At 66.3% G+C, this 18,220-nt stretch carries 13 protein-coding genes; all 13 read left to right on the plus strand.

Going from position 1 to position 18,220, the window contains the following annotated elements; translation table 11 throughout:
• The first annotated feature begins 98 nt into the window (after positions 1 to 98).
• The 13 genes from AC3WLD_RS11215 to AC3WLD_RS11275 all read left to right on the plus strand — a co-directional run bounded on the left by AC3WLD_RS11215 (position 99) and on the right by AC3WLD_RS11275 (position 18,219).
• Positions 99 to 3,074 (plus strand): TonB-dependent receptor, encoded by a 2,976-nt coding sequence (locus AC3WLD_RS11215; RefSeq protein WP_492557044.1) that lies wholly within the window; start codon positions 99 to 101, stop codon positions 3,072 to 3,074.
• Between the two features lie 103 nt (positions 3,075 to 3,177).
• Positions 3,178 to 4,710: a tryptophan halogenase family protein gene (locus tag AC3WLD_RS11220; RefSeq protein WP_492557045.1), complete on the plus strand. Its 1,533-nt coding sequence runs from the start codon at positions 3,178 to 3,180 to the stop codon at positions 4,708 to 4,710.
• Complete coding sequence (locus AC3WLD_RS11225) at positions 4,707 to 5,423, plus strand: SapC family protein (RefSeq protein WP_492557046.1); 717 nt, start codon at positions 4,707 to 4,709, stop codon at positions 5,421 to 5,423. Before AC3WLD_RS11220 ends, AC3WLD_RS11225 begins: the two co-directional genes overlap by 4 nt.
• A complete protein-coding gene (locus tag AC3WLD_RS11230; RefSeq protein WP_492557047.1) occupies positions 5,416 to 6,438 on the plus strand; it encodes a cupin-like domain-containing protein in 1,023 nt (340 codons plus the stop codon). Before AC3WLD_RS11225 ends, AC3WLD_RS11230 begins: the two co-directional genes overlap by 8 nt.
• A complete protein-coding gene (locus AC3WLD_RS11235; RefSeq protein WP_492557048.1) occupies positions 6,435 to 7,934 on the plus strand; it encodes a tryptophan halogenase family protein in 1,500 nt (499 codons plus the stop codon). Before AC3WLD_RS11230 ends, AC3WLD_RS11235 begins: the two co-directional genes overlap by 4 nt.
• A complete protein-coding gene (locus AC3WLD_RS11240) occupies positions 7,931 to 8,857 on the plus strand; it encodes a glycoside hydrolase family 16 protein (protein WP_492557049.1) in 927 nt (308 codons plus the stop codon). The genes AC3WLD_RS11235 and AC3WLD_RS11240 overlap by 4 nt, the downstream gene beginning before the upstream one ends.
• 3 nt (positions 8,858 to 8,860) lie before the next feature.
• Positions 8,861 to 9,922, plus strand: coding sequence for a LacI family DNA-binding transcriptional regulator (locus AC3WLD_RS11245; protein ID WP_492557050.1), 1,062 nt, complete (start codon positions 8,861 to 8,863; stop codon positions 9,920 to 9,922).
• A complete protein-coding gene (locus AC3WLD_RS11250; RefSeq protein WP_492557051.1) occupies positions 9,915 to 11,111 on the plus strand; it encodes an MFS transporter in 1,197 nt (398 codons plus the stop codon). The genes AC3WLD_RS11245 and AC3WLD_RS11250 overlap by 8 nt, the downstream gene beginning before the upstream one ends.
• A gap of 155 nt (positions 11,112 to 11,266) precedes the next feature.
• Complete coding sequence (locus AC3WLD_RS11255; RefSeq protein WP_492557052.1) at positions 11,267 to 13,627, plus strand: glycoside hydrolase family 3 protein; 2,361 nt, start codon at positions 11,267 to 11,269, stop codon at positions 13,625 to 13,627.
• 99 nt (positions 13,628 to 13,726) lie between these two features.
• The gene (locus AC3WLD_RS11260; RefSeq protein WP_492557053.1) at positions 13,727 to 14,455 is read left to right on the plus strand and encodes an AcvB/VirJ family lysyl-phosphatidylglycerol hydrolase; all 729 of its coding nucleotides are present in this window, start codon (positions 13,727 to 13,729) and stop codon (positions 14,453 to 14,455) included.
• Positions 14,452 to 14,859 (plus strand): DUF2147 domain-containing protein, encoded by a 408-nt coding sequence (locus AC3WLD_RS11265; protein ID WP_492557054.1) that lies wholly within the window; start codon positions 14,452 to 14,454, stop codon positions 14,857 to 14,859. Before AC3WLD_RS11260 ends, AC3WLD_RS11265 begins: the two co-directional genes overlap by 4 nt.
• A 5-nt stretch (positions 14,860 to 14,864) precedes the next feature.
• Entirely contained in the window at positions 14,865 to 17,402 is a 2,538-nt protein-coding gene (gene mprF / locus AC3WLD_RS11270; protein ID WP_492557055.1) for a bifunctional lysylphosphatidylglycerol flippase/synthetase MprF, read from the plus strand.
• A gap of 130 nt (positions 17,403 to 17,532) precedes the next feature.
• Positions 17,533 to 18,219, plus strand: a complete 687-nt coding sequence (locus tag AC3WLD_RS11275) for a winged helix-turn-helix domain-containing protein (protein ID WP_492557056.1) — start codon at positions 17,533 to 17,535, stop codon at positions 18,217 to 18,219.
• Position 18,220 lies beyond the last annotated feature (1 nt).

The following is an 18,220-nucleotide window of genomic DNA, read 5'->3' on the forward strand; positions in this document are numbered from 1 at the left end:
AAGGAGCAAGACTTGACCAAGTGAACGTTATCATTTAGTGAACGTTCACACAGGCCCGGAACCGCGGGCCGACTCGTGTGGTCAAGGGGAGGATACTGATGAGCTCAATGCGCAAGACGGCTGCCGGACGCTTTCTGATGGGAGCGTCCGTGGTCGCGATGGGACTCTGCGCACAGCCCGTGTTCGCGCAGGATGCCGCAGCCGATGCGGAAGCGTCCGCCGATGAGGGCCAGGCCATCGTCGTCACCGGCATCCGTGCCAGCCTTGCCGCCTCGATGAACGTCAAGCGCAGTGCACAGGGCGTCGTCGATGCGATCTCCGCCGAGGATATCGGCAAGTTCCCGGACACCAACCTCGCGGAGTCGCTCCAGCGCATTACCGGCGTGTCGATCGACCGCAACAGCGGTGAAGGGTCCAAGGTCACCGTTCGCGGTTTCGGCCCCGATTTCAACCTCGTTCTGCTCAACGGCCGCCAGATGCCGGCATCGGGCCTTGGCAGCTGCTGTGAAGCGCCGGCCTCGCGCAGCTTCGACTTCGCAAACCTCGCGGCCGAAGGCGTCGCCGGCGTCGAAGTCTACAAGTCGGGTCGTGCCTCGCTGCCGACCGGCGGGATCGGCTCGGTCATCAACATCAAGACCCCGCGCCCGCTCGACCGTCCGGGGTTCCAGGGCAGCATCGCCGTTAAGGGCGTGCTCGACCACACCTTCGAAGACACCAAGATCACCCCGGAAGTGTCGGGCATCGTCAGCCAGACCTTTGCCGACGATACCATCGGCATCCTGCTTGCCGGGTCCTACCAGCGCCGCAAGGCTAGCCTGGCCCAGTTCAACGCGGGCTGGCGCGAAGGTTATCTCGGCAACGAGAACAACTGGGGCTCGCTCGCTTTCCCGGGCGACCCGCGCTTTGCCCAGATCACCAACCGTCCCGACGCGACCGACACCTATCAGGTGACGCAAAACGCCGGGTACGACTTCACCGACATCGACCGCGAGCGGATCAACGGCCAGCTCGTGCTCCAGTTCAAGCCGAGCGACAGCCTTTCGGCGGTGTTCGATTACACCTTCTCGCAGAACACCATCGACGCCCGCACCAACAGCATCGGCGTGTGGTTCAACCACAACAATACCTCGAGCAGCTGGACCGACGGCCCGGCTGCCGGCCCGAACTTCTATGCCGAAACGTTTGGTGCGAATGAAGGCAAGGACCTCGCCATCACCGGCGCCGTCGCGGCCAACCGCTCGATCAACCACTCGCTCGGCGGTAACCTCAAGTGGGACGGCCCCGGCGGACTGCACCTCGAGCTCGACGGCCACCACTCGACCGCCGAGAGCAAGCCAACCTCGCCCTATGGCAGCAACATCGCGGTCGGCAGCGCAATCTATGGCGTGAAGAGCCAGCGGGTCGATTACACCCACGACATGCCGGTGATCTCGGTCGAGATGTATCCGGGCGCGTCGATCGCCGCGGGCAACATCCGCCCGGCCGGCAACGCCTTCCGCAACGCCTACATGAAGGACGAGATCAACGAGATCGCGCTGCGCGGCGGCTATGATTTCGACGCCTCGTTCATCGACAGCCTCGACTTCGGAGTCAGCTATACCGAGAACAAGGTCCGCTCGGCGTTCGGCGTGATCCAGAACGACACCTGGGGCGGTACGCTTTCTGCCGCCGATACGCCGGACAGCCTTTACAACATCGTCCCGCTGTCGACCGACCTTGCCGGCATGGAAGGGGCCAATGATCCTTCGATCATCCCGAACTATTTCCAGGTCAACACGCCCGAGCTGATCAACCTGCTGCAGTCGCGGCTGGGGATCTGCAACAGCGCCGCGGTGCAGGGCACCTGCCTTGCCAATTTCGGCACCGACCGCCGCATCCGCGAGCGCACGATCTCGCCGTACATCCAGTCGGCGCATTCGTTCGACCTGGGTGAGACGACGGCCAACCTGCGTCTCGGCCTTCGCTACGAGAAGACCAAGATCACCTCGTCGGCGCTGGTTCCGGTGCCCACCGGAACGGTCTGGGTGTCGGACAACGAGATCAGCCTGCGCTTTGCCGGCGGCTCTGACTTCACGACGCTGAAGGGCGAGTACGACAACTGGCTTCCGGCGATCGACTTCGACATTTCGCCGATGCAGGACGTCAAGCTGCGCGCTTCGTACAGCCACACGATCACCCGTCCGGACTACACCAGCATGCAGGGCGGCATCACCGTCAACCAGCCGCTGCGGCCGAACGGTGGCAGCACCGCGAGCAGCGGAAACCCGGGCCTGATCCCCTACAAGTCGAAGAACATCGACCTGTCGGCGGAGTGGTACTACGGCAAGGACAGCTACATTTCGGTGGGCTTCTTCCACAAGAGTGTCAGCAACTTCATCGCCAACGTCACGACGCAGGGACCGCTGTTCGACCTGCCCAACCCGGCGCAGGGCAGCGCGGTCGCCGCAGCGCGCGCCGCGGGCAACAACAGCTTCCGCGACATCCTCGCTTACCTTGCGGTCAACAACCCGAACGTCGTCCGCTTCGAGACGGTGAACGGGGTGCGCACGCCGACCGGAATCATCGGCCAGGCCGCCGATCCGGATGTGGTGTTCACGATCACCCAGCCGGGCAACAGCGACCAGGTCGCCAAGCTCCACGGGTTCGAGTTCGCGATCCAGCACAGCTTCTGGGACAGCGGCTTCGGGGCGATCCTGAACTACACGATCGTCCGCAGCGACACCGAGTTCGACAACACCCTGCGCTACACCGCCACCCAGTTCGCGGTCACCGGCGTCAGCGACAGCGCGAACGCGGTGCTGTTCTACGACAAGAACGGGATCCAGGCGCGCGTGGCCTACAACTGGCGCGACGGGTTCCTCGCCGGGTACGGGTTCGATCCGTACTACGTGAATCCCTATGGCCAGTTTGACGTCAGCGCGAGCTGGGAGTTCCGCAAGGGCTTCACCGCCTTCGTCGAAGGGATCAACGTGACCAAGGCCGACCGCAAGGGCCACCAGCGCAACGACCAGACGGTGTTCTTCGCCGCTCCCGGTTATGCGCGCTACGCAGCGGGCCTGCGCTACTCGTTCTGATCAAGGGAAGGCCCAGCCTTTCGGGTAAGCAAAAAGGAAGGGCCATGCCGCTTGCCGGTGTGGCCCTTCTTCCCCATCGTGGGGGCGGGAGAAGGCAAGAAGAATGACCGGTTCGATCGACAGCGTCGTCATCGTCGGCGGGGGGACTGCGGGATGGCTTTCGGCCGCCTATCTGGCAGCCCGCCACCCGCGGCTGTCGATCACGCCCGTCGAATCCCCCGACGTTCCGACCATCGGCGTGGGCGAGGGGACCTGGCCGACCATGCGGGCCACGCTGGAGGTAATCGGGATTTCCGAATCCGAGTTCCTTCGCGAGTGCGATGCGTCGTTCAAGCAGGGCTCACGCTTCGATGGCTGGCAGGCGGCGACCGGTTCGAGCTACCTGCACCCGTTCACCCCGCCGCCGCCGGGGGACATGGCGGAACTGCTGGTAGGGTGGCGCGGAACATCGGGCGGTGCTTCATTCGCTGATGCGATGACGCCGCAGGCGGCGGCGTGCAGAGAGAACCTGGCCCCGCGCCAGCGGGCCATGCCGGATTATGCCGCAGCCCTGAACTATGGCTACCATCTCGACGCCAGCAAATTCGCGGCGCTGCTTACCCGCCATGCAACCGCACGGCTTGGCGTGCGCCACGTGCGCGGGCACGTGACCGAGGTTCGCGGCGACGGCGGTGACGAAATCGCCTCCATCGTTCTGCGCGACGGAACCGAGATGCCCGGCGACCTGTTCCTGGACTGCAGCGGCTCCGCCGGCCTGCTGATAGACAAGCATCTCGCCACCGGCTGGATCGACCGTTCGGATGTTTCTTTCAACGACCGCGCGCTGGCGGTGCAGGTGCCGGTTAAGCCCGACAGCGCGATAGCTTCGCAGACCGTCGGCACGGCACATGGCGCAGGGTGGCTGTGGGATATTGCCCTGCCGACCCGGCGCGGGATCGGCTGCGTCTACAGCTCGCGCTTCCTTGGTGACGACGAGGCTGAGGAGACCTTGCGCACCTATGTCGCGGCTCGGGGGCTCGATACCGCGTCGCTCCAGCCCCGACGTCTGACTTTTCGCACAGGATACCGCGAGCGCTTCTGGCGGGGGAACTGCCTCGCGATCGGCCAGTCGGCCGGGTTCATCGAACCGCTCGAGGCGTCGGCCATCGTCATGGTCGAGTTGTCGCTTCGTGCGCTGGCAGACCAGTTCCCCGCCGACCGCGAAGTCATGTCGATCCTCGCGCGCCGCTTCGATGCGCTGTTCCGCTACCGCTGGGAGCGGATCGTCGAGTTCCTCAAGCTGCACTACGTGTTGAGCGACCGGCAGGAGCCCTATTGGGAAGCCCACCGAGATCCGGCGACGATCCCGCCGCGGCTGGCCGAGAACCTGGCACTGTGGCGCCACCAGCCGCCGTCGCAGGCAGACTTTCCCCAGATCGATGAGGTGTTCTCCGCAGCGAGCCAGCAGTATGTGCTCTATGGCATGGGGTTCGCCGCGCCGTCGCGCCTTCCGGAGCCGGGGCCGACGGCGCTGGCGCGTCTGGCCGAAGTCCGTGAGCGCACCCGTACCGTTCTCGCGGCGCTCCCTTCCAATCGCTCCTACCTGTCCGCTGCTGCGACGGCGGCGCAACCTTCGAGGCAACCGGCCCGCGCATGACAAGGCATCAGATCCTCAATCCTGCTGACCACGGCCAGCTGCGTGTCCTCACCGAAGCCGGTGCGCCGCTGGGCGATGCGGTGATGGCAAGCATGGTCGTCCCTGCCGAGTTCCGCCGTCTTGCCTCGGAATACCCGATCCTGTTCCGGTTCGATCCGGCGTCGCGCAGCTTCAGCGCCTTGGCGCTCTTCGGGTTCGAGAAAGGCGAGAACCTCTTTCTCGAGGGCAACCAGTGGGACGCCCTGGCAAAGCCGCTGGCGATGTCGGTCCAGCCGTTCCTCGTCGGCCGCCCGGGGAGCGGCGCCGGTGCCTCGCAGGTCCATGTCGACATGGAAAGTCCGCGCATTTCGGCAACGGGAGAGGGCGTCCGCGTGTTCGACGATGCAGGCCAGCCCACGCCGCTGACCGAGCAGGTCGCTGCAATGCTGGGCGCGCTCGACGAAGGTCACCGGGCCAGCGCCGGCTTTTTCGCGGCGCTCGACCGTTACGAGCTGCTCGAGCCGTTCTCGATGGACGTGACGCTCGACAACGGCACGACCCAGCGTCTCGTCGGTTATCACCTCGTCTCCGAAGAGAAGCTGCGCGGGCTGGAGCCGGGCGCGGTGGCGGAGCTCCATGTGGCTGGGCACCTCGAGCCACTGTACATGGCGGTGGCCTCGCTCGGCAATCTTGCCAAGCTGGTCCGGCGCAAGAATTTGCGCAACCGTGGTTGAGCCGACTGTCCTCGAACGCCTCCCGCGCGTGGCGGAAGAGCACATTTCCGCGGCAGAGCTGGATGCGCGACTGGCCGGGGCGCGTGAGCCCTTCGTGGCGCGAGGGCTGGCGGGGGACTGGCCGCTGGTCCGCGCCGGCCTGGAAAGCCCGGGAAGCGCGCGCGAGTACCTCGTCCGCCATGCCCGCAACCGCAGCTTCCCGGCGAACATAGGCCGACCGGGCGGCGGCGACCGGCTGTTCTACGACGAGGCCATGGCGATGAACTTCACCATGGCGCAGGGTCCCTTGCCGGCACTCCTCGACGGAATGGCGGCCAATGGCGACAATCTCGCTGCACCCGCCATCTATCTCTCATCGATCGACATTGCAGACTATTTCGACGGACTGGGCGATGCCAATTTCCTGCCGCTGGGGGAGCGCCAGCCGCTCGCCAGCATCTGGATAGGTACCCGCACCCGCATCGCCGCGCATAACGACGTTCCCGACAATCTTGCAGTCTGCGCAGTGGGGCGGCGGCGGTTCACCCTGTTTCCGCCCGAGCAGTTCGCCAATCTCTACCCCGGGCCACTCGATAACACACCCGCGGGCCGCCCCGTCTCGATGGTCGACTTCCGCGCGCCGGATTACGACAAGCACCCTCGCTTCCGCGAGGCGCTCGACCATGCGCTGGTTGCGGAGCTCGAACCTGGTGACGCGCTCTTCGTGCCGTCGCTGTGGTGGCATCACGTCGAGGGGCTGGAGCCGTTCAACGTGCTCGTCAATTATTGGTGGCGCGATGCCCCGGCTCACCTCGGCAAGCCCGAGGAAGCCCTTTTTCACGCGATCCTCGCCCTGCGCGACCTGCCAGATGCCGACAAGGCGCAGTGGCGGGCGCTGTTCGACCATTACGTCTTCACGAATGGAGCCGACGTGACCGACCATCTTCCCCCCGAGGGCCGCGGCATTCTTGCGCCCCTGACCGCCGAAACCGCCGGGCAACTCCGCGCCCGCCTGCTGAGGGGCCTGTCGCGATGAGCGCGCCCGGCAAGCTCCGCGTCGTGGTCGCCGGTGGCGGCACCGCCGGTTGGATGACCGCCGCGGCCATGGCGATCACGCTCGGCGACGTCATCGACCTGACGCTGGTCGAAAGCGACGCCATCGGGACCATCGGAGTCGGTGAAAGCACGATCCCGCCGATCGTCCTGTTCAATCGTCTGCTCGGCATCGACGAGGCCGAGTTCATGCGGGCGACCCAGGCGACCTTCAAGCTGGGCATCCTGTTCGACAACTGGAAGGACCAAGGCGAGCAGTATTTCCATTCGTTCGGCACGACCGGCAAGGATCACTGGACCGCCGGTTTCCAGCACTTCTGGATGCGCGCCCGCGAGATGGGGCTTGCCGACGACTACGACGCGTACTGCCTCGAATTGAAGGCCGCGCTCGACGGCAAGTTCGCGCACCTTCCCGACAATCGGATGAACTATGCCTACCAGCTCGATTCCTCGCTCTACGCCGCGTTCCTGCGCAAGCGGGCCGAGGCGGAAGGTACGCAGCGGATCGAGGGGAAGATCGTCGAGGTCGAACTGGATGGCCAGAGCGGCGATATCGCCGCGCTGCGGCTTGATGGCGATCGTCGGATCGAAGGCGACCTGTTCATCGACTGCACGGGTTTTCGCGCCCTGCTGATCGAGGGCGCGCTTCACGCCGGGTTCGACGACTGGACGCATTGGCTCCCCTGCGATTCCGCCATCGCCGTGCAGACCGCCAGCGTCCGAGCGCCGGTGCCCTATACCCGCGCCATCGCTCATGACGCGGGCTGGCAGTGGCGCATCCCGCTCCAGCACCGGCAGGGCAACGGCATCGTCTATTGCAGCCGCTATCTCGACCGCGACGCTGCGCTCGACCGGCTGTTCACGACGATCGAGGGCGACCGCCTCGTCGAGCCGAACTTCATCCGATATGTCACCGGTGTCCGCCGCAAGCAGTGGCATCGCAACTGCGTAGCCGTGGGCCTTTCGGGCGGGTTCATGGAGCCGCTGGAATCGACCAGCATCCACCTCATCCAGCGCGCCGTGCTTCGGATCGTTCGCATGCTTCCGGCTGACCAGGTCAGCGAGCGCGACGTCGCCGAGTTCAACGACCAGCAGTTCACCGACATGGAGCAGATCCGCGACTTCCTGATCCTCCACTACAAGGTCACCCAGCGCCGCGATTCCCCATTCTGGCGGCACTGCGCCGCGCTCCCGCTGCCCGAAAGCCTGGCCCAGAAGATCGAACTGTTCCGCGAAACCGGCCGGGTGTTCCGCAAGAACGAGGAATTGTTTGTCGAGAACAGCTGGGTCCAGGTGATGATGGGGCAGGGGATCATGCCGCAAAGCTGGCACCCCGTCGCCGGGCGGCTGCGCGCCGACGAACTTGAGCGGCTGATGAGCGGCATCGCCGAGTCCGTGTCCAAGACCGTTGCCGGCTTGCCCGCTCACGGCGAGTACGTCACCCGCTACTGCGGAACCGCGGAGGAGCAAGCGGCGTGAGCCACGCCCTGATCGCGTTCCTAGCCGCGGCGACCCCGGTAAGCGATGCGCCCGCCGATGCGGGCTGGTCGCTTGTCTGGGCCGACGAGTTCGAGGGCGACAAGCTCGACCGCTCACGCTGGGGCTTCGACGTCGATTGCTGGGGTGGCGGCAACGACGAGCGCCAGTGCTACACAAAAAGCGCCCGCAACGCTTCGGTCGAGAGTGGCCTGCTGGTCATCACGGCCCGGCACGAGCGGACCGAGGGCTACGCTTTGCCGCAGCACTTGAGGCGAGGTTCCGCAACGCCCGAGGCAAAGGTCACCCGGGACTTTTCATCGGCCCGGTTGACCACGAAGGGCAAGGCATCGTGGCGCTATGGCAAGGTCGAGGTCCGCGCGCGGCTGCCGCAGGGGCAGGGGACCTGGCCCGCGATCTGGATGCTCCCGGAAGACGAGGACTATGGCGCCTGGGCGGCATCGGGGGAGATCGACATCCTCGAGGTAACGAACCTTGGCGTACCGTGCGCCACCTGTCCGACGGGACGGGAGGACACCGTCCTGGGCACGGTTCACTTCGGCGACAGGTGGCCCAAAAACGCTCACAAGGGCGAGGAGATTCACGCACCTGATGTGCTCGACGGGTTCCACACCTTCGGCATCGAATGGGAGCCGGGGAAGATCACCTGGCAGCTCGACGGGCGGACCTATGCCACGCGCACCGCGGACGAGTGGTGGACATCTGGCTCGAAAGCTCCCGGTGCCCCGTTCGACAAGGAGTTCCACCTGATCCTCAACCTCGCCATCGGCGGACGGCTCGCCGAAGGGCGCGGGATCGGCGGGGTGCGCGACGACGGATACCCCAAACGTTTCGAGATCGACTGGGTTCGCATCTGGCAAAAGCCCGCCGCGACCGCTACCCCGCTCGCCGAGGGGGGCGAGTGATTCATGGCGAGACGGCGGCAGGCAGTCACCATCAAGCACGTTGCGGCGGACGCGGGCGTCTCGCTGCAGACGGTCAGCCGCGTCATCAACAACGAGTCCAGCGTCAGCCCCGAAATGAAGAAGCGGGTGCAGGCGTCGATCGACAAGCTCGGCTACGTTCCGTCAATCGCGGCCCAGCGGATGAGCGGCTCGCGCTCGTACCTGATCCTTGCGGTCAACGACCGTGACCGCACCATTGCCGACTGGCGCGCGCGGCAGGGGACCGACTGGGTCGACCAGATGCTGCTCGGCGGCATGCTCAAGTGTGCCGAACATGGCTACCGGATGATCGTCGAACTGGTCGACACCCACAGCGACCATGTGGAGCGCGAACTGTCGGCGGCGATCGCCGCGTTGCAGCCGGACGGCATCATCCTGACCCCGCCGCATTCCGACAACCCGCAAATCGTCGCGTTTCTCGCCGGGCAGAATATTCCGTTCGTGCGGATCGGATCGCAGCAGAACGGCTCGGGCATCCCCATTTCGATGGACGACAAGGGCTCGGCGATAACCGCAACGCGCCACCTGCTCGACCATGGGCATGTCCGCATCGGTTTCATCGCCGGCTCGCCGGACTACGAGCTCAGCGGCTGGCGCATCGATGGCTGGCGCGAGGCGATGGCAGCGGCGGGCCAGAGCTGCGATGGTCTGCTCGAACATGGCGATTTCAGCTATGCGTCGGGCGAAGCCGCGGCGCGGCGACTACTTTCCGCAACGCCCCGGCCGACGGCGATCATCGCCAGCAACGACCAGATGGCGTTGGCGACGCTCGAGGTCGCACGGTCCGAAGGGCTTGGAGTGCCCGACGATATTTCGATCGTCAGCTTCGACAACACCCCGATCGTGCGCTTCACCCAGCCGCCGCTGACTGCGATCGACCAGCCGATCGCGGCCACCGCGTCGGCGGCGGTCGAACTGATCATCGCAGCGCAGAAGGGCGAACCAGCTCCTGCAACTCTTACTGTCATCGCAGCACCTCTGGTCGAGAGAGCGTCGGTGGCTCCTGTCCCATCCCGCAATGACTGACGCGGAGGGGCGTCGCGAACGCCTCTCGCCGGCTCTTCTGTTGCTCTATGCGCTGGCGTGGAGCGGCGGATCGATCGCCTATGTTCCGTTTCTTTCGATCCTGCTGCCGGTCAAGGTCGAGGCCCTGGCCGGACCGGATGCATCCGTCTCATGGCTCGCCTACATCGCGTTCTTCGGAGCGATCGCCTCGAGCTTCGGGAATATTGCCGCAGGCTACCTGAGCGACATCACGCGGCGGCGACGAATGTGGACCGCGCTGGGCCTTGGCCTGTCGTCGGTCCTGCTGGTCCTGACAGGGCAAGCGCGCAGCCTGCCTGCCCTGATCGCGGTCATCGGCCTGTGGCAACTCGCGCTGAACCTCATGCTCGCGCCGCTCGCGGCCCGCGCCGGCGATATCGTCCCGGACAGCCAGAAGGGCTTGCTAGGCGGGCTTCTGGCGTTTGCACCGGCACTGGGAGCGGTGTCGACGACGCTCGTGACCTGGCCGGGCCTGTCGGGACAAGACTTCCGCCTGATTCTCGTCGCGCTGCTCGTGAGCCTCTGCGTCGTGCCTTTTCTCCTTTTCGACCGGCTTCCGGAAGGGGTGGCTGATCCAGCGGCGGACGGCCGCGCCCGACCGACCTCGGCGGCAAGAGTGCTTCTGGCCCGGAGAATGTGGTTCGCGCGGCTCGCGGTGCAGGTCGCCGAGGCGGCGCTGTTTTCGTATCTCTACCTGTGGTTCCGGTCGGTCGATCCGGCCATGAGCGACAGCCGGGTCGCCCGCGTGTTTACGGCGGTCCTTGTAGCGTCCGTGCCGCTTGCGCTGATCGTCGGACAATGGGCCGACCGGCGCGACCGTCCGCTGGCGCCGCTCATCGGTTCTGCTTTGGCCTCGTCGGTCGGACTGGCCGGGATGGCGGTGGCCAGGACGCTGGCCGAGGCCATTGCTGCTTATGCCTTGTTCGGGCTTGCGAGTGCCGTGTTCCTGGCGCTGCATTCGGCGCAGACGCTGCGGGTCCTGCCGCGTTCGGATCGGCGAGGACGAGATCTTGGGCTGTTTAACCTCACCAACACCGTGCCGTCGCTCGTGATGCCATGGTTTGCGGTGACCCTTGTTCCGCGCTTTGGATTTTCCGCGATGTTCATAGCCATGGCATTGCTGGCGATCGTCGCGGCCTTGTCCCTGATAAGACTGCCGAACCGTCCCTAAGAGCACGCTTGATCTTCGCGCCCCAGTGGTGCAAACATCTCGTGAGAACGTTCACAACGAGCGTGAGAGAGGGTTTGAGAGTGGGTTCGATTACTGTTCGGCAGCGCCTTGCCGTCGTGGGTTTGCTTCTGGCCGCCGGGTGCCCTGCGGCTGTTTTGGCACAGTCCGTTACCTCCGCTGAAACGCCGGTTCACGTCACGCTTTGGCCGGCGGCAAAGAGCCCGCCCACGATCAGCAGCAAGGCGGCCGAGGCGCAGATCGACGCGATCATGTCGCGCATGACCCTGGAGCAGAAAGTCGGCCAGATGATCCAGGCCGATATCAGCTCGATCACCCCTGCTGATCTGGAACGATATCCTCTTGGCTCAATCCTCGCTGGCGGCAATTCGGGTCCTTATGGGAACGAGCGCGCAGACGCGGCGACCTGGGCGAAACTGGTTGGCGAATTCCGCGAGGCGTCACGCAAGAGCGGTGCGGGCGTCCCTATCCTGTTCGGCGTCGATGCGGTCCATGGCCATTCCAACCTGCCGGGCGCTACCATTTTCCCCCACAATATCGGCCTCGGCGCGGCGCACGACCCGGCGCTGATCCAGCGCATCGGCGCAGCGACAGCGAGCGAAGTGGCGGGCAGCGGGATCGAGTGGACTTTCGCGCCGACGCTCGCCGTCCCGCAGGACCTGCGTTGGGGCCGCAGCTATGAAGGCTACTCCGCCGATCCGGCGCTGGTCGCCCGCTATGCCAGGGCGATGACCGAAGGACTGCAGGGCAAAATGCGCAGCGGGCGTCCACTCGGCAAGGACCGGGTCGCTGCCACGGCAAAGCATTTCGTGGCGGACGGCGGTACCGCGGGCGGCAAGGACCAGGGCGATGCCCGCATTCCCGAAGGCGAACTTGCTGCGGTGCACGCCCACGGCTATCCGGCGGCGATCAACGCCGGTGCCCTGACGGTGATGGCCAGCTTTTCGAGCTGGAACGGCGTCAAGAACCACGGCAACAAGGCCCTGCTGACCGACGTGCTCAAGGGCCGGATGGGTTTCCGCGGGCTGGTCGTCGGCGACTGGAACGGGCATGGCCAGGTTCCGGGGTGCACATCCACCGACTGTGCCGCTGCGTTCAACGCGGGGCTCGACCTGGCGATGGCTCCTGACAGCTGGAGGGGCCTTTACGAATCCACCCTGCGCGAAGCCCGCGACGGGACGATCCCGATGAGCCGTATCGACGATGCCGTGCGGCGGATCCTTCGGGTCAAGATCAAGCTCGGGCTGATGGATACGGTACCTACCGAGCGTGCCAATCCCCCTGCGGTGGGTTCCGACATGCATCTCGCGCTGGCGCGGGAAGCGGCAGCAAAGTCGCTAGTCCTGCTCAAGAACAACGGCTCGGTCCTGCCAATCCGCCCCGGCGCCAATGTGCTCGTCGCCGGGCCCGGCGCGGACAATATGGCGATGCAGGCCGGCGGGTGGACGATCACCTGGCAGGGCACCGACACGACCACGGCCGATTTTCCCAAAGGCCGGACGATCGGCCGGGCAATCTCCGACGCGGTATCGGCCGGAGGCGGCAGGGCTACCATTGCCGCCGACGGTACTTTCGCCGCGAAGCCGGACGTTGCGATCGTTGTCTTCGGCGAACGCCCCTATGCCGAATTCCAGGGTGATGCGCCCGATCTCGCTTTCCGGGCGCAGTCGGGTGAGGAGCAGCTGATCGAGCGGCTGAAGGCGCAGGGCATCCCGGTCGTCTCGGTTTTCCTCTCCGGCCGCCCGATGTTCGTGGGCAAGGCCATGAACCTGTCCGATGCATTCGTCGCAGCGTGGCTGCCGGGTAGCCAGGGACAGGGCGTCGCGGACGTACTCGTTGCGCGCCGCAGCGGAAAGCCTGCACGAGACTTCACCGGCAGGCTTCCCTTTGCCTGGCCGGAAGATGCCCGTTCGCCAATCCAGGCTCCGTTATTCCCGATGGGCTACGGCCTGACCTATCGCAGCAAGAAATCCGTGGGTCCGGTGAACGAGGATCCGCGGGTCGACCTGGCGGCATCGGCCAGCGAGAGTCTGTATTTCCTTCACGGACAAGCCCATTCGCCATGGCGCCTTGGGACCGACAGTGGCGTGACGGCCCGTTCCGTTGACCTCGCCGCACAGGAAGACGCACGGCAATTCCTCTGGAATGAGGCAGGGGCCATCGCCATCGACGGCCCGCCGATCGACCTCTCCCGTCAGGCAGTCGAAGGGTTCGCGCTGCAGTTCGACTGGAGAATCGACAGCGTCACAAATGCGCCCGTCCAGCTAGCTCTGGCGGGCACGGAGCTTGACCTGACGCCGCTGCTCGCCAGTGCGCCCAAGGGAACGCGGGTCACATCGCTTGTGCCGCTGCGCTGCTTCAGCGCCAATGCCGGGGCGTTCGCCGCTGTCGGCACGCCCGTGCGGCTGAGCGCGGGCAAAGGCACGTCGTTGACCCTGCGCGACGTCAGGCTGGAGCAGCCGACTACGGCGATCGCATGCCCGGGCCAGAACAAGTAGGACTGGCCGGGATTCCGGCGCAGCCGTTCGGCGCGCATGACAGGGAATTAACCTGACACCCACAGCGCGGATATCCGTTGCGAGGCATCTTGTCCCGCGATGGCCGCGAAGCACTTCAGGTCCCTTCTTGCCTTTGCGGCCATCATCGTCCTCGCGCTGGCGGCGGTGCTGGCCGTCGGTGGCTATTTCGAGACTGCGGCAACCCGCTTCGACGAGAAACCATCGAACGGCCGGCCTCCACCGCTCGGCGCGGTGTACTGGTCGGGAGACATGGGTATGCGCGTGGGCGTCGGCAACGGCGTAGTGGGTGCGCTGGTCCGGGCCGGGATACCGGTCGTGTCCGTCAGTTCGCCGGCCCTCTTCGGCTCGGCGCGAGATCAGGCGTTCGCCGACCGGGCGGTCGCGAATGCCCTCCGTCAGGCCCTTGTCCAGACCGGCGCGGCGAAGATCGTCCTGGTCGGCAATTCATTCGGTGCGGACATCCTCGGGGTCACCGTCGGACACCTCCCACAGGCGCTGCGCGGCCACGTGGCTTCAGTCATCCTGATTGCGCCAGGCCAGGAGGTGTATTTCCACGCCAACCCCACCGGGATTTTCTACCGGGGCCCGGGCGACGCGGATCCCGCGCACACGATCCCGCTGCTGCGGGGCTTGCCGGTGACCTGCATCAGCGGTTCGGCAGAGAGCGACAGCCTCTGTCGTTCTCCGGTCATGGCGAGGGCCTCACGGGTCGCGATCCCGGGCGGTCATCTGATGCTCGGCCACCATGACGAACTGGACCGGGCCGTGGTCCATAGCGCGCTTCATCCACCGGGAGACATGCCATGAGGCTTCGCCTTGCTCTCGCCGTAGCCGCGCTGCTGGCTGCAACGACCCCGCCGGTTTCGGCGCAGGCAGGCCCGAACCTGACCGGGAACTGGGTCAACCCGCATCACTCGGTTGTCGTTCGCATCGCCCAGTGTGGCGACAGGCTGTGCGGCACCGTGGTTCGGGCCACGCCTGAAGCGGCAGCCGACGCGCGCGATGGCGGATATCCGAGCCTCGTCGGCCTGCAACTGCTTTCCGGCTATCGCGCGGTGGGGCAGGGGCGCTGGCAAGGCCGCGTGCTCGTCCCCGACCTTGGCCGCACGTTCGCATCGCACATTGACATGACCGACGCGAACCACGTCAAGGTGGCGGGCTGTCTGGTCGGCCAGTACCTCTGCAAGTCGCAGATCTGGCAGAGGGACTAGCGCAAGTGGCGACCCTCAGTCGTCCGGCGCCCTCGCTGCGCGGTGTCGCGACCGTTGCCGCCGCGCTTGCGGTCGTGGGTGTCATCGGATTTGCACTCAGACACTTGGCCGGTCACATCAATCCTGCGGCGATCGGGGCGGCGATCGGCCTGATCTCGCCATGGCGGATCGCCGCGGCAATCGGACTGACAGCGGCGAGCCACCTGCTTCTGACATTATACGACAGCCTTGCCTTGCGCAGCCTTGGCGAGAAGGTCGGTTGGCGCACGGCGGCGCGGGCCGCGTTCACCAGCTACACCCTGTCGCACAACCTGGGGTTCGCGCCGATCACCGGCGGCTCCGCGCGGCTGCGGATATATGGTGCAGCAGGACTGAACCCCGCCACGGTGGCGCGAATCGTCGTGATTGCGGGATGCGCCTTCTGGGGCGGGATTGTCGCGGTGACGGGCGTCTCGCTCGTCGCAGAGCCGGGCGAGATCGCGGCGATGGCGCCGCTTTTCTCCCCGCTGGCGATCCGGCTGGCGGGGCTCATCCTGCTGGCCGGGATCGCCGCCCTGCTGCTCGCGCCCGGGCTGGATTTCGGTCTGGGGCGGCGGATGGAGCGGTTCATCCCGCGACCCGGCGCTGAGCTCGTGGCCGGACTGCTGAGCGTTGCCGCCCTCGACCTGCTGCTGGCCGCTGCCGCGCTGCTGGTGCTGCTTCCGGCCGTGCCCTTGCACGAATTTCCCCAGCTGTTCGTGGCTTATGCCGTCGCGGTCGTGCTCGGTCTGGTGACGCACGTTCCCGGCGGCATCGGCGTTTTCGAGGGTACCGTCCTGGTCGCCCTCGGCACACACGATCCGCACGTCGCCGCGGGCCTGGTTGCATACCGCGCAATCTACTACCTGCTGCCGCTGGCAGCCTCGCTGGTCCTCAATGCGGCGATCGAAGCGGCCCCGCTGGGACGGCCGCTGCGCCGGCTGGGGCAGGGCGCGGCGATGGAGCTGGGTCCGCTTGGCATGGCAGGTGTATCGTTCGCCTGCGGCCTGCTGCTGCTGGCTTCCGGAACGCTGCCTGGCGAGCATTACCGGCTGGCGGCCTTGTCCGGGGTGCTTCCGCTCGCCCTGATCGAGGCGAGCCATCTGGCCGCCAGCCTCTGCGGCACGGCCTTGCTTCTGGTCGCACCGGCGCTGCTCAAGCGCAGCCGGGCGGGGTTCGTCGCGGCGCAGGCGCTGCTTCTGCTTGGAGCGACCTGCTCGCTGGGCAAGGGCCTCGATTTTGAGGAAGCTGCCTTGCTTCTGGGCGCTTCGGCCCTGCTGCGGACGTGCCGCGTTGCCTTCTACCGCCGGACGACTGCTGCTTTTTCCGCGCATAATCGGGCGTGGCTCGTCGCGGCGGCGGTATCGGTGGCGGGTTCGATCATCGCGGGGCTATTTGTCTATCGCCACGCGGCGATCGATGGCGACGCCTGGTGGCGCTTCGCGCTGCGATCCGATGTGTCCCGCTTCCTCAGGGCCAGCTTGGCGACGGGCTTGCTGATGACCGGTTTCGCGGTTCGGGAGCTGCTGTCGCGGCCACCGGTGGACGCCGGACTGCCGGTCCTGCCCGGCGATGTGTTCGCGCATGCGACGCAGCAGTGTGGCCGCAGCGACGCGATGCTGGCGCTCACCGGCGACAAGCGCTTCCTGGTCTCTGCGGAAGGAGACGCGTTCGTGATGTTCCGCCCGGTCGGCCGGACCTGGTTCGTCATGGGCGATCCGGTCGGGACGCACGAGCGATGGCCGCAATTGCTGTGGGAGCAGCGACGGCAATGCGACCTGGCAGGCGCAAGTCTGTGCATCTACCAAGCCAGTGATGCTTTCCTTCCGCTCGCGGTCGAACTGGGACTGAACCCGGTCAAGTACGGCGAGGAGGCCATTGTCGATCCGCGTGGCTTCACGTTGGAGGGCGCGCGGATGAAGTCGCTGCGGAACGGCGTCTCGCGCGCCCGGCGGGAAGGGCTTCGGGTCGTTGATATATCCCGCGACGAGGTGCCCGGCTGGCTCGAGCGCCTGCGCGCCGTGTCGGACGCCTGGCTTGCACGCCACGGCAGGCGCGAAAAGCGCTTCAGTCTCGGCTGGTTCAGCGAGAGCTATTTGCGCACCTGCGACATCGTCGTGATTCTCGACGCCGCAGACCGCGTGGTCGCCTTCGCGAACCTGTGGCGATCGGGCGATGGCGAGGAGCTTTCGGTGGACCTGATGCGTCAGCTACCCGATGCCCCGCCCGGAACCATGGACTTGCTGCTCTGCGAACTGATCGCGAGTGCAGGGCGCGCTGGCGGTTTGCGCTTCAATCTTGGTCTCGCGCCCCTTTCTGGAATGCGCGGCGGGCGGCTGGCGCCGTGGTGGGCGCGCGGCGCGAGCCTGCTGTTCGGCCTCGGCGCCCGCGACTACGACTTCCAGGGGCTGCGCCGGTACAAGGAGAAGTTCGCGCCGCGCTGGGAGAACCGTTACATCGCCCTCCCGCCGGGTCTCGCTGGCGGCACCGCGCTTCTCCGCCTGCTCCGGCTCGTCGGCGGGTAACCCTGGGTCGGGTGCCCGCCGTGCGAGATTGAGCCCTCCTACCTGACATCGATCACCGCCGATCACGACTGTTCGTCGGACCACCACCGGGCTAGGCTTTCGCCATCGTCCGACTGCAAGGAAGTTTGAAATGGCGGGAAGAGTCCTGGTCGTGGAAGACGACACGCGGTTGGCCGACTACATCGCCAACGGCCTGGTCGAGCAAGGCTTCGTCGCCGATCGCGCGGCTGACGGGCGGGACGGCCTGTTCCATGCGACCGGGGCGGAATACGACGCCATCGTGCTCGACCGGATGCTGCCGGGGATGGACGGACTCGCGGTGCTGCGGGCGCTGCGGGCAGCGCAGATCACCACCCCGGTCATCGTCCTGTCCGCGCTCGGTGATACCGACGCACGCGTTGACGGCCTCAACGCCGGGGCGGACGATTACCTCGCCAAGCCGTTCGCTTTTTCGGAACTCCTGGCCCGGATCCATGCGTTGCAGCGCCGTGGCCGCAACAACGCCGCGCCCCAGCAGACGACGCTGCGCTGCGGGGATCTCGAGATCGACCGCCTGTCGCGCCAAGTCCGTCGGGGCCCGCGCAAGATTGCCTTGCAGCCGCGCGAATTCCGCCTTCTGGAGTTCCTGATGCTCCATGCCGGAGAGGTGGTGACGCGTACAATGCTGCTCGAAGCGGTCTGGGACTATCACTTCGACCCCGGAACCAACGTGATCGACGTCCATGTCAGCCGCCTTCGGCGCAAGATAGACGACGGCGAGGAGCAACCGCTGCTCCACACGGTTCGCGGTGCCGGCTATCGGCTTTCGGCGGACTGAG

Source organism: Novosphingobium sp. FW305-C-111, from assembly GCF_058783565.1.

What these genes read in the sequence shown, in the direction of transcription:
- AC3WLD_RS11215 (WP_492557044.1), top strand. Translation starts at nt 99, where the DNA reads ATGAGCTCAATGCGCAAGACGGCTGCCGGACGCTTTCTGATGGGAGCG.
- AC3WLD_RS11220 (WP_492557045.1), top strand. Translation starts at nt 3,178, where the DNA reads ATGACCGGTTCGATCGACAGCGTCGTCATCGTCGGCGGGGGGACTGCG.
- AC3WLD_RS11225 (WP_492557046.1), top strand. Translation starts at nt 4,707, where the DNA reads ATGACAAGGCATCAGATCCTCAATCCTGCTGACCACGGCCAGCTGCGT.
- AC3WLD_RS11235 (WP_492557048.1), top strand. Translation starts at nt 6,435, where the DNA reads ATGAGCGCGCCCGGCAAGCTCCGCGTCGTGGTCGCCGGTGGCGGCACC.
- AC3WLD_RS11245 (WP_492557050.1), top strand. Translation starts at nt 8,861, where the DNA reads ATGGCGAGACGGCGGCAGGCAGTCACCATCAAGCACGTTGCGGCGGAC.
- AC3WLD_RS11250 (WP_492557051.1), top strand. Translation starts at nt 9,915, where the DNA reads ATGACTGACGCGGAGGGGCGTCGCGAACGCCTCTCGCCGGCTCTTCTG.
- AC3WLD_RS11260 (WP_492557053.1), top strand. Translation starts at nt 13,727, where the DNA reads ATGGCCGCGAAGCACTTCAGGTCCCTTCTTGCCTTTGCGGCCATCATC.
- AC3WLD_RS11265 (WP_492557054.1), top strand. Translation starts at nt 14,452, where the DNA reads ATGAGGCTTCGCCTTGCTCTCGCCGTAGCCGCGCTGCTGGCTGCAACG.
- AC3WLD_RS11275 (WP_492557056.1), top strand. Translation starts at nt 17,533, where the DNA reads ATGGCGGGAAGAGTCCTGGTCGTGGAAGACGACACGCGGTTGGCCGAC.